Source organism: Granulicatella sp. WM01, from assembly GCF_004570605.1.
Lineage (GTDB): Bacteria > Bacillota > Bacilli > Lactobacillales > Aerococcaceae > WM01.
In genome coordinates, this window is record NZ_SPPB01000002.1 from 31648 (window position 1) to 43598 (window position 11951).

Annotated in this window: 12 protein-coding genes; 1 reads left to right on the forward strand and 11 read right to left on the reverse strand. The window is 33.7% G+C overall.

Annotation, left to right across the window (positions count from 1 at the left end; genetic code table 11):
- Positions 1 to 85: 85 nt before the first annotated feature.
- The 11 genes from E4T68_RS00550 to E4T68_RS00595 form a co-directional block, all read right to left on the reverse strand.
- Positions 86 to 649 carry a redoxin family protein gene (locus tag E4T68_RS00550; RefSeq protein ID WP_135123066.1) on the reverse strand — a complete coding sequence of 188 codons (564 nt, stop codon included), beginning with the start codon at positions 647 to 649 and terminating at the stop codon, positions 86 to 88.
- Between the two features lie 13 nt (positions 650 to 662).
- Complete coding sequence (locus E4T68_RS00555) at positions 663 to 1379, reverse strand: cytochrome c biogenesis CcdA family protein (protein ID WP_370543837.1); 717 nt, start codon at positions 1377 to 1379, stop codon at positions 663 to 665.
- Positions 1380 to 1967: 588 nt separating this feature from the next.
- Positions 1968 to 2126: a hypothetical protein gene (locus E4T68_RS09210; RefSeq protein ID WP_167753751.1), complete on the reverse strand. Its 159-nt coding sequence runs from the start codon at positions 2124 to 2126 to the stop codon at positions 1968 to 1970.
- On the reverse strand, positions 2119 to 3513 hold the full coding sequence (gene sufB, locus E4T68_RS00560; RefSeq protein ID WP_135123068.1) for a Fe-S cluster assembly protein SufB: 1395 nt from the start codon (positions 3511 to 3513) through the stop codon (positions 2119 to 2121). Before sufB ends, E4T68_RS09210 begins: the two co-directional genes overlap by 8 nt.
- 9 nt (positions 3514 to 3522) lie before the next feature.
- Complete coding sequence (sufU, locus tag E4T68_RS00565; protein ID WP_135123070.1) at positions 3523 to 3960, reverse strand: Fe-S cluster assembly sulfur transfer protein SufU; 438 nt, start codon at positions 3958 to 3960, stop codon at positions 3523 to 3525.
- Positions 3957 to 5162 carry an aminotransferase class V-fold PLP-dependent enzyme gene (locus E4T68_RS00570; protein WP_370543838.1) on the reverse strand — a complete coding sequence of 402 codons (1206 nt, stop codon included), beginning with the start codon at positions 5160 to 5162 and terminating at the stop codon, positions 3957 to 3959. The genes sufU and E4T68_RS00570 overlap by 4 nt, the downstream gene beginning before the upstream one ends.
- Positions 5162 to 6421 (reverse strand): Fe-S cluster assembly protein SufD, encoded by a 1260-nt coding sequence (gene sufD / locus E4T68_RS00575; RefSeq protein ID WP_228099198.1) that lies wholly within the window; start codon positions 6419 to 6421, stop codon positions 5162 to 5164. The genes E4T68_RS00570 and sufD overlap by 1 nt, the downstream gene beginning before the upstream one ends.
- A 1-nt stretch (position 6422) precedes the next feature.
- Complete coding sequence (sufC, locus tag E4T68_RS00580) at positions 6423 to 7196, reverse strand: Fe-S cluster assembly ATPase SufC (RefSeq protein ID WP_135123074.1); 774 nt, start codon at positions 7194 to 7196, stop codon at positions 6423 to 6425.
- Positions 7197 to 7719: 523 nt separating this feature from the next.
- Positions 7720 to 8967, reverse strand: coding sequence for an RIP metalloprotease RseP (rseP, locus tag E4T68_RS00585; RefSeq protein ID WP_135123076.1), 1248 nt, complete (start codon positions 8965 to 8967; stop codon positions 7720 to 7722).
- Positions 8968 to 9258: 291 nt separating this feature from the next.
- The gene (locus tag E4T68_RS00590) at positions 9259 to 10047 is read right to left on the reverse strand and encodes a phosphatidate cytidylyltransferase (RefSeq protein ID WP_135123078.1); all 789 of its coding nucleotides are present in this window, start codon (positions 10045 to 10047) and stop codon (positions 9259 to 9261) included.
- A gap of 15 nt (positions 10048 to 10062) precedes the next feature.
- Complete coding sequence (locus tag E4T68_RS00595) at positions 10063 to 10815, reverse strand: isoprenyl transferase (protein WP_135123080.1); 753 nt, start codon at positions 10813 to 10815, stop codon at positions 10063 to 10065.
- 164 nt (positions 10816 to 10979) lie between these two features.
- Here E4T68_RS00595 and mvk point away from each other — a divergent pair, with 164 nt between their 5' ends.
- Positions 10980 to 11921, forward strand: a complete 942-nt coding sequence (mvk, locus tag E4T68_RS00600; protein WP_135123082.1) for a mevalonate kinase — start codon at positions 10980 to 10982, stop codon at positions 11919 to 11921.
- The last annotated feature ends 30 nt before the right edge of the window (positions 11922 to 11951 follow it).

Genomic DNA, 11951 nt, shown 5'->3' on the forward strand with positions numbered 1-11951 from the left:
ACGTTACTATACAAAAAATCGTGCTAGCAAATTCTTTTGGTTCACCAACACGATTTATTGTATACGTATTTTTTCTTCAATCTAACTATTTCATTTTTTGCAAAGTTTCTTCTAAAATATCCATAGTCATCATACCAGACACTTGTGCATTTAATGTCCCATCACTATTAATAAAAATATGTGTTGGAAATGCACGTATGCCATAGTTTTTAATAAAATCATCTTTCACATCAAACAATATCGGATACGTGATACCTAAACGTTCTTTAACACCTAAAATGCTGCTTTTTGTTTCATTACTTTGCAAAGTATTTTGAAATTCTACATCATTAGGATACGTAATAGATAAAAAGACTAAACTATCATCATCTTTATGTTTTTGATACGTCTTTTCAAGTTCTGGAATTTCATGTATACATGGTCCACACCATGATGCCCATACGTTGATATAAACTTTCTTCCCTTTAAAATCACTCAACTTGACTCCCTTACCATCCATATCTTTTACGCTAAAATCATAAGATTTTGCCTGTTCAATTTTAGTAACTGTACTATTTGTCGTACTTTTGTCTGATGTATTTTGACACGCTGCTAACCCTAATATTGTGAACAACAAAATAGGGAATGTGTACTTTATTGTCTTTCTCATAATATAATCTCCTTTAAAATATTGTAAAATATTTCATGATAACATAATGCATACTGCCTATAATGATAGATATTCCGATAAGAATTAATATAACGCCTGAAATAATAACCGTATATTTAATCACGTATTGATGTTTTTTCAGAATGTTTAGCAAATTCGTTGCAAATAACGACACAATGATAAATGGTAAAATAAATCCTAATGAATAGACAAAAATGAGGAGATAACTGAACAATCCACTATGTGTATTTGCATATAAGAACACACTTGCTAAGACCGGTCCTATACACGGTGTCCATGAAAAACTAAATGTAAATCCCATTAATAATGCAACCAAAGGCGTCACATGCGTTGCTTTAATTTTATGTTTTAATGAACGCTCTCTTTTTAAGAAAGTAAAACGAAGTGCTCCCACTTGAACCAGTCCCATTAAAATAATTAAAAGAGCACTTATCATTTTTATCGTATCAATATGAGTATTTAAAAATATACTAATATAACTCGTTGCAAAAGCCAAAATGAAAAATGTCAACGCAATGCCAACAACAAAAAACAAGGCATTAATTATGCTATTTTTTCGGTTAATTATCAAATTCCCATGTTCATCATATTCTTTTTTTCCTGCTAACATCGTCAAATAAATTGGAATAATCGGAATAATACACGGCGAAAAGAACGACAACATTCCTTCCATAAATAATGCCATTAACTTAAATACGTTAAAATCCAAGTTTTTTCCTCCTCATGCTTTATACCGTCATTATATAGGAGAAAGCCCCTATAAGTAAAGGTTTACGAACCGAATATATCCATTAAATCCCTAATACAAAAATTTGTCAATACTTTTTGTCGCTGACCACAGGAAAACCTGTTATTCTATTTACATCTCACTAAAAATAATATTCCTTCTCTATCTAATATTTTCCAAACACACCTATCATATTCTATGCAACATATAAATATGCATCACTTATTTATTGAACAATGTTTCTAGTTATAGACTAGATTTCTAGTCGATATTCCTACACTTATTTAATCATACTTTAACTACTCCTGTTTATTTAAGTAGAATAAACATCACTACACACTATATTTTCACTAACATACAACCCCACTCTATATTGTTTTTTACTCGTATGACTTTATTCCTCAATGTAAACATAGAGACAATTAAATGGCAACACTTATTTTTCTTTGCATAAACTAAAAATTGGCTGCTATACATTCTCTCATATAAATGTTGCACTGCTCTATAATAAAGTATATCATCCCTTCAAGTTCTATACTACACATACAAAACAATCTATTCACATACTATTTAAACAGTTTTCCAATATCTTAAACAGTAAAATCTCCTTAATGAATAAGGTGTCTTTGTTACATTATAATGGTATAAACATAAGCGTGTTGGCAAACTTTTTTGTTCGCCAACACGCTTAATGACACCTTTCATTAAAGGAACAACATTGTTATCCAACAGAGCCTTCCATTTCATAGGCAATCAATCGGTTTAATTCAACCGCATACTCCATTGGTAATTCTTTTGTAAAAGGTTCAACAAATCCCATAATAATCATTTCAGTCGCTTGACTCTCGCTCAATCCACGACTCATTAAATAAAATAGTTGCTCTTCAGATACTTTTGACACTTTTGCTTCATGTTCTAATGACACTTTTCCATTGTGCAATTCATTAAACGGAATAGTATCAGATTTAGAAATATCGTCCACTAAAATGGTATCACATTCAATATGAGAAATAGATCCTTGGGAATTTTTCCCAAATGTTACTTGTCCACGATAGTTAACTTTACCTCCGTCTTTAGCAATAGATTTTGACACAATAGAACTTGACGTTTGAGGTGCATTATGAATCATTTTAGCTCCTGCATCTTGCACTTGTCCTGCTCCAGCAAAGGCAATAGACAACATTGTTCCACGTGCATGACGTCCATTTAAATAGACACTTGGGTATTTCATTGTGGTTTTTGCCCCTAAATTTCCGTCAATCCATTCCATTGTTGCCCCTTCATAAGCTACAGCTCGCTTAGTCACTAAGTTGTATACATTATTAGACCAATTTTGGATTGTTGTATAACGGCAATACGCATCTTTTTTAACAATAATTTCAACAATAGCTGCATGTAAACTAGCACTAGAATAAGTAGGAGCAGTACACCCCTCGACGTAATGGATACTAGCACCTTCATCAACAATAATTAATGTACGTTCAAATTGTCCAGATCCCTCATTGTTGATACGGAAATAGGTTTGTAAAGGCACATCACACTTAACCCCCTTTGGTACATAAATAAACGTTCCACCAGACCATACCGCAGAATTTAACGCTGCCTCGAAATTATCACTGGCAGGCACAACTGTACCAAAATATTCCTTGAATAATTCAGGGTATTCTTGTAAAGCAGTATCTGTATCTGTAAAAATAATACCTAGTTTTTCAAATTCTGCTTTCATGCTATGATACACAGCTTGTGATTCGTATTGAACTGTTGCACCAGCCAAATATGCTCTTTCAGCTTCAGGAATGCCAATACGTTCGAAAGTTTCTTTAATTTTGTCTGGTACATCATCCCAAGAGCGTGCAACTTTTTCTGTAGCACTTTGATAATATGTAATATCCATAAAATCTAGTTCTGATAAATCAGCACCCCATGTTGGCAGTCCCAATTTATAGAATGTATTTAACGATTTCAAGCGGTACTCTAACATCCATTCCGGCTCACCTTTGCGACTTGAAATATCTCTAACAATATCTGCTGATAATCCTTTTCCTGTGGAATATAAAATTTCAGCGTCATCTTTAAATCCAAATTTATATTCAGATAGTGCTGGCACTTCACTCATAGCACACCTCTATTCTTCTATTTTTTTATCAATAATGTGTTCTAATGCTTTCCAAGCTAATGTTGCACAACGAATTCTAGCTGGAAATTTAGACACACCTTCTAATAATTCTGCATCTTTCAAGTCTACATCACTATGATGTCCTTGCACTAATTCAAAAAAATTGATAGCTTTACATTTCGCCTGTTGCAAAGTATCTCCTATAATGTTCTCCATAAGCATACTGGCACTTGCTCGACTAATAGAACATCCTTCTCCAAAAAATGTTGCATCAACAATACAATTATCTTTAATAGCCAATTGCACCGTAATCACATCTCCACATGTTGGATTTTTAAGTTCTATATAATCTGTTACTGGAATAACTTTATTATACCGTCTAGGATTTTGTGAATGATCCAGTATTACTTGTCGGTATAATTGATCTAATTTTGACAAGGCACTCATTTAAAATACTCCTTTACACGTTTTAAAGCAATAATAAACTGTTCGATGTCATCAAGCGTATTATAAATATACACACTTGCACGTACTGTTGATGATACGTTTAAATATCGCATTAACGGCTGTGCACAATGATGTCCTGCTCTAAGCGCAATACCCTCCATATCTAATCCTGTTGCTACATCATGTGGATGGATAGGATTTAGATTAAACGTCACAATACTCTGACGTAACGTCATATCAGTTGTGCCATAAACTGTCAATCCTTGAATATCTTTTATTCCATTTAGTAAATGTTCAGTTAAAAGGCGATTATGCTTGTCAATAGTATCTAATCCAATATTTTGTATCCACTTGATACTCTCACCTAAAGTAATGACACCTAGAATATTTGGTGTTCCTGCTTCAAACTTATACGGTACCTGTGCCCATGTACTCGAGAATTTGTCAACTTGATTGATCATATCTCCACCAAATAATACAGGCTTCATCACTTCCAACCATTTATGTTTTCCATAAAGCACCCCTGTTCCTGTTAATCCTCCTAGTTTATGTCCACTAAAAGCAACAAAATCGTATTTGGACACATTGACGTGTCGATGTGGAACACTTTGAGCACCGTCAACAACAATGACACCACCCTTAGCATGCACTAAGTCACTTAATGTATCAATATCATTACATACGCCTAATACATTACTGCATTGTGTAACAGCTATAATTTTTGTGCGTTGAGATACCATAAAAGACACCTTATGCACATCAATGTATCCGTCTTGAGTCACTGGCATGTACACTAGTTTTGCATGTTTTCTCTTAGCTAATTCTTGCCACGGTATCAAATTAGCATGATGTTCCAACACAGACACAAATATTTCATCATCTTCTTGAACAAAATATTCCCCAAAACTTTGTGCTACTAAATTCAAACTTGCCGTTGTTCCACTCGTAAACACAATTTCTGAACTTTTTTCAGCTCCAATAAACTGTTGTACAATCTGTCTAACCTGTTCATATTGGTCACTTGCTCTTTGAGAAAGCGTATAAACACCACGATGAACATTCGCATAATCTGTATTCATAAAATGGGTCATGCGTTGTTGTACAGATAAAGGCATAGGTACACTAGCTGCACTGTCTAAATAAACATAAGGTTCATCGTTTACAAGCTGATTAAATATTGGAAATTCTTGTCTTATATCCACTATACTTCACCTAATTTGCTATCCATAACATCAATTAACTCACGTTGAACACTTTGTAATGGAATAGCTGAAATAACGGTTCCTAAAAAACCACGAATAACTAATTTTTCTGCTTGAACACGTGGAATACCTCGACTTGTTAAATAAAATAATTGTTCTTCATCAACTTGTCCAACACTAGCAGCATGTCCTGCAGTCACATCATTTTCATCAATTAATAAAATTGGATTAGCATCACCTCTAGCGCTATCTGAAAGCATAAGCACACGGCTTTCTTGCTGAGCGTCTGCTCCTTTTGCACCTTTAATAATATGCCCTATACCATTAAATGTTAAAGTCGCTTTATCCATGATCACACCGTGTTGTAAAATATGCCCTACAGAATGTTTCGCATAATTTGTAACACGTGTATCTATTCCTTGAATTTGTTTACCACTAGAAATAGCCACTACTTTAATATGACTTGTTGCACCTGTTCCAACTAAATCTGAATCAAAATCTGCTATAAGATTTCCGTCATTTAATGCACCAATCGCCCAATCAACATTAGCATCTTTTCCAATATTGCCTCGTCTATTAACATAAGCAACACTTGTTTGAGCCAATCTATCCATAGCTGCATATTTCACTTTAGCACCGTCTAAAGCAATAACTTCTACAACAATATTAACAGAATTTTCCTTAGTGCCAAATGTCATTAATTTTTCAACATAACTCACTTGGCTATTACTATCGGCTACAATAAGCACATGCTTTGCAAATAATTCTTGAACACTGCTATCTTGAATAAGTATAGCCTGAATAGGCTCATCAATCACGACATTCTTTGGCACATATAAAAACAAACCGCTATTCATATATGCTTGATGAAATGCTGTCAATTTATCTTCATTATAGTTTACAGCTCCATTCAAATACTTTTGAACTAATTCTGGATAATCATGCATAGCTGTGAATAAGTCCGTTAAAATCACACCTTGCTCAACTAATTCTATTGGGAGTTGTTCAAAAATAGTACGTGTCCCATATTGAATAATCATAGGTTTATCATGATCTAAATTAGGCAACACACCATATCCACGCTCATCACTTTGATCTTTACTCTCTAAGGTTTTATCAAATAACTTCCAACGGTTAAATTTCACACGTTCAATGACAGGAAGTGATAATTTTTCTAATTGTTTATATGCGTCTAAGCGTCTTTGTAAAAACCATTCTGGTTCTTGTCTTGTCTTTGAAAATAAGGTTAATTGTTCCATATTATTCACCATCAATCTCAATATCTAAACCTAATTCATCACGTATCCCTTTATAGCCCTCTGCTTCTAAGCGTTTTGCTAGATTAGCATCACCTGTTTTGACAATTTTTCCACCCATCATAATATGCACAATATCTGGCTCAATATAGTTTAATAAACGTTGGTAATGTGTGATAATCAATGAGCCAAATCCCTCTCCTCGCATAGCATTAACACCTTTAGATACTACTTTTAATGCATCAATATCTAAACCAGAATCTATCTCATCTAAAATTGCAAAACTTGGTTCAATCATCAATAATTGTAAAATCTCATTTCTTTTCTTTTCTCCACCAGAAAACCCTTCATTTAAATAGCGTTCTGCCATTTCCTCCGGCATATCTAATAGAGCCATTTTTTCATCTAATTTTTGGATAAACTCACGTACTGATATTTTATCATCTTCTGAACGACGAGCGTTTATAGCCGCACGCATAAATTCAGCATTTGTAATCCCAGCAATTTCACTTGGATATTGCATAGCCAAAAATAAGCCAGCACGTCCACGCTCATCTACTTCCATTTCCAAAACATTTTCACCATCTAATAAAATTTCCCCCTGTGTTACAGTATAGCTAGGATGTCCCATTATTGCCGCTGAAAGTGTGGATTTCCCTGTTCCATTTGGTCCCATAACAGCATGAATTTCACCTGTTTTAATTGTTAAATTGACACCTTTTAAAATTTCTTTATCTTCAATTGACACATGTAAATCTTTAATTTCTAAAATCGCCATAACTACCTCTTCTTTTCCTTTTTCTCTTTTCTATTTTAAATAATTCTACATAAAAATACAAGAAAAGATGATTATATTGTAACAAAACTGTACGTTTACATTATCTTTTCATGTAAAAATGACACCGTATTATATTCTGCCTTATTTATATCTCTGCATTGCAGTATATATTTTCCTAAAACAATGGTTAATTACCATCTTTACATTAGCTTCCCATAAAAAACATTTTTCAGCAATTAACATAGTTCTTAAAACATATATGACACTATAATATACGCATTTTAAGTTATTTTTACTACATCATTTTCCTTATTTTTTGTTCTACAAGAGATAAATTGATAAGTCTATCTCTACTAAGAGTAAAAAACGGCTTTAATTTAAGGCATTCATCTACCTATTTTAAAGCCGTTTAAGTTAGTAACGAATGTTTCGTATACCACTAATTTTCCTATGACATGTTAATAGTACTATCTTACATATTTGCTGAGGATATCAAATCACATAATAGCAGATGATGGTGTCACTAACGGAATAATCGCATAATATCGTTGAATGTTACTGCAATAACCAATACTATCATAATTCCCGCACCAACCATAGTCACAATCATTTCTTTTTCAGGACTGATTGGTTTTCCACGAAGAAGCTCAATACTATTTAATAAAATTTTTCCACCGTCTAATACAGGAATTGGTAACAAATTCATAATACCTAAGTTAATACTTAGCATGGCAGTAAACCAAATAACAGCAATAAACCCTTGTTCTGCCACTTGACCAGTCGTTTGTGCAATCGCTACTGGACCACCAAATTGTTGAATATCCAAACCTTTAGTAAACATATTGCCTAAAACGGAAAAAATATTTGTTGCAATTCGCCAAGATTCTGTAAACCCATACGTTATTTTACTCATAACATCTGTATAATGATAAGGGGACACCCCTATTTTTCCGTCTTGTAACACAACTTTATACGTATGCTTTGTCTGATTTTCTTTTTCAACTTCTATACTTACGTCTTGCTGGACGTTAGTTTCCTTAGCTTTTCCTAATTCTTGCACAATACTTTGCCACGTTGGTGTACTTTGCCCATTAACAGATACAATTTTATCTCCATTTTGAATACCTGCTAGCAATGCAGAGCTATTGTCTACGACTGATATTTTGTTAGACTGCCCACTTACACCCCCACTGATGAAAGCAAATAAGATAAACAATACAATCCCTAAAATGAAGTTGTTCATAGGTCCAGCAAAATTAACTAACATTTTTTTCAAGGGATGAATAGATTCTATTTGTTTTTCAATGGGTGCCACTTGAATTTCTGTCCCATTTTCTTCAATAAATGTCGCTTCTTTTGATACTGATAAAGTCACAATGTCTGAATTTCCTACCATAGTTCCAGTAAGTATCATCTCTTTTTCTAAATCAGATGCATGCACTTCAAACGGAACTGCATTAGCAATAATTTTTTTTGTATTGGTATTAATAGTGTGTACGACCTGATTGTCATCTTGAACAATCGTAATCATCTGTCCAGCTTTCAAAGGCTCAACATCATCCCCACGCCCAGCTAAACGTACATATCCCCCTATTGGTAACATACGGATAGTATACGTGGTTCCATTGTGACGTGTTGCAAAAATTTTAGGTCCCATACCTATAGCAAATTCTCTTACTAAAACACCTGATTTTTTCGCAAAATAAAAATGTCCAAATTCGTGAATAGTGACAATCACACTAAACACAAGTAAAAATATAAAAATTGTCATTGTTTTCTTTCCATTCTTATGATTTTTTATGTCTTTTTCTAAAACTTATTCTCACCAAATAGTTACATTCACTCCTAAACACTGTTCAGTTATAGTGCATCAGCGTTCTATTGTTACCCTAGCACTTTTTCTCCGTTCATATCTCAAGTTCCATCATTTTCTAATGCTATCTTAGTCAATCGAGTTGCATTTTACACTGTCTTGAAAAATACTGCTCTTTGTTTGTATTCTACCTTACTTTACAACAATTAAACACTTTTTATCCTTAGCTTATCGCGTAAAATACCTCTCCTATCTTAAAATAATTAAGAGTAAATGGCAAGCGACTACACTAAAAAGAGTGCTATCAAAGCGATCGAGTACACCTCCATGTCCAGGAAATAATTGTCCAGAATCTTTAACAGAATAAAATCTTTTAAGCGCAGATTCGACTAAATCTCCTAATTGACCCGCAATTGATACACTTAGTCCAAGAAAAGTTACCCCTACTACATCTAAGTGAAAAACTGGATACGCCATATAAAAACCTAATGTAAATATTACTGCTAACAACACTCCACCAATAGAGCCCTCAATTGTTTTATTTGGACTAATATGAGGAGCAAGTTTTCTTTTTCCACACGCACGTCCTACAAAATAAGCACCTGAATCTGTTACCCATGTTATCATTAATGTGAATAACATTTCCAAAAAACCAAATTGACGAATGCTTAAAACATAATGTCCACCTAAACCAACATATAATGCACCTAGCGTAACAACACCTACACGCTCAAATGAAAATTTATTTTCTGAAAACACTGTAATAATTAATAGTAAAAAGGAACATAAACTTAGTAATAATAAAGGGCTTATCCTAAAATAAGTGTAGTACCTTTCCGGTAATGCCAAGCCAACTGTGGCTACAACTCCAATAATGGTTTCAGGACTTTTTAAACGAATATTTGCCATTTGCATAATTTCTAAAAAAGCCAATATAACTAAACCAACAATCGCAATCTCAAATGAAATGCCACCAAACCATACTAATGGAACAAGCAGTACAAGAGCTGCAACGGCAGTTAAAATTCTTTGTAGCATCTTTTTCCTCCTCTTTTATAGACCACCATACCGGCGATTTCTCTTTTGATAGACTGCAATTGCTTCTTCCAGAGCAGCTTGTGTGAAATCTGGCCAAAATACATCAGTAAAATAGCACTCGCTATACGCAATTTGCCATAACATAAAATTGCTGATACGTTGCTCACCACTAGTTCTAATTAATAAATCCGGCTCAGCATATTGCCCTAAATGACTAGACCATAAATGATCACTCACAATTTCTTCAGTGATATTTTGTGGATTTTCAGAAAATTCCACAGCAATTGTTTTAATCGCTTCTACAATTTCTGCACGAGATCCATAATTTAACGCAAAGTTTAAAATCATGCCATCATTATGTTGTGTTTGCAAAACAGCATCTTTTACGGCTTTTTGCGTATGCTCAGGTAAAGCATCAATAAACCCAGTTGTTGTGACACGAATATTGTTTTCTTGTAACTCTGGAATAAATGTGCTAAAAAAGTCAATAGGTAATTTCATTAAAAAAGATACTTCATCATTTGGTCGTTTCCAATTTTCTGTGGAAAAAGCGTATAATGACAACACTTTAACACCTAATTTTTTAGCATGTAACGCTATTTTTTTTACAGTCTGCATACCTTCTTTATGTCCAGCAATACGTGGCAACAGCTTTGCTTGCGCCCAGCGTCCATTACCGTCCATAATAATAGCAATATGTTCTGGAATGGCACCATTACTGTCAAATTGTACTTGTTTATCTTGTTTTTTTCGGGAAAAGAAAAACATAAATCACCTTACTCCTATGTAGTTTCCTCTATTTTAACACATATTGACAAACTACTCCATGACAAATAAACATTATAACAAATATATTAAGAAATTTTTAAGATGCTTTACTTTTTTCCCTATTTTTCTTAGACTGTTAAACAAGAGAAAATTAAGGAGTTTTTATGTATACAACATCTCAAGACATTGCAACTGGGCAATCTTTTGGTAAAATCATTCTCATTGGTGAGCATTCTGCCGTTTATTGTAAGCCAGCAATTGCTCTCCCTTGTACAGCAGTAAAAACCCAAGTAAATATTAGCCCAGCAGAAAATGGTATATATATTTATTCAGACTTGTATCAAGGTATCATTGATGACATGCCTGAATTATTACATAGCTTAAAAGTAATTATTCATGCTACTTTATTACACTTAAATCAAGAAAAGGCATCTCTACGTATTCACATTCGTAGCTCAATTCCAATTGAGCGAGGCATGGGATCAAGTGCAGCAGTTTCTACGGCGATTATCAAGGCCTTGTTTCATTACTTTCATAAATCCCCTAAAAAACAAGAGCTTTTTCATCTTGTGAATATTTCAGAAAAAATAGTACATGGTAATCCTAGCGGCTTAGATGCAACAATTATCATCAATCAAACCCCTCTTTTTTTCAAAAAAGATAACCCTATGATTCCGCTTAATATTCAAACAAAAGGCTTTTTAGTTATTGCAGATACTGGAATTACAGGACGAACAAAACAAGCGATTGACAAAGTATTTTGGTTAAAAAAACACCATCCAAAACAACACCATATCATTATGAGCAATTTAGAAAAACTAACCATTAAAGTGGGAAAAGATTTAATTTACGGAAACATCAAACAACTAGGAGAACACTTAAGTAAAGCGCATCTCCAATTACAATTTTTAGGTGTATCGCACCCCAAACTTGATTCTCTTGTTAAAACAGCTTTACACTATGGTGCCTTAGGGGCAAAAATGACTGGTGGTGGCATAGGTGGCTGCATGATTGCTGTTACTGAAACAAAACAAATGGCTCAGCATATTGCCACTCAATTAGAAAATCACGGTGCCACACAAACATTTATTCAAGCCTTATCTTAATTGTTTAATAAATCCTGTTTATATAAAGCA

Excerpts from the sequence above, each read along its gene's own strand:
- E4T68_RS00590 (WP_135123078.1), bottom strand. The coding sequence starts at position 10,047 with ATGCTACAAAGAATTTTAACTGCCGTTGCAGCTCTTGTACTGCTTGTT.
- sufD (WP_228099198.1), bottom strand. The coding sequence starts at position 6,421 with ATGGAACAATTAACCTTATTTTCAAAGACAAGACAAGAACCAGAATGG.
- mvk (WP_135123082.1), top strand. The coding sequence starts at position 10,980 with ATGTATACAACATCTCAAGACATTGCAACTGGGCAATCTTTTGGTAAA.
- E4T68_RS00550 (WP_135123066.1), bottom strand. The coding sequence starts at position 649 with ATGAGAAAGACAATAAAGTACACATTCCCTATTTTGTTGTTCACAATA.
- sufC (WP_135123074.1), bottom strand. The coding sequence starts at position 7,196 with ATGGCGATTTTAGAAATTAAAGATTTACATGTGTCAATTGAAGATAAA.
- rseP (WP_135123076.1), bottom strand. The coding sequence starts at position 8,967 with ATGACAATTTTTATATTTTTACTTGTGTTTAGTGTGATTGTCACTATT.
- E4T68_RS00595 (WP_135123080.1), bottom strand. The coding sequence starts at position 10,815 with ATGTTTTTCTTTTCCCGAAAAAAACAAGATAAACAAGTACAATTTGAC.
- sufU (WP_135123070.1), bottom strand. The coding sequence starts at position 3,960 with ATGAGTGCCTTGTCAAAATTAGATCAATTATACCGACAAGTAATACTG.
- sufB (WP_135123068.1), bottom strand. The coding sequence starts at position 3,513 with ATGAGTGAAGTGCCAGCACTATCTGAATATAAATTTGGATTTAAAGAT.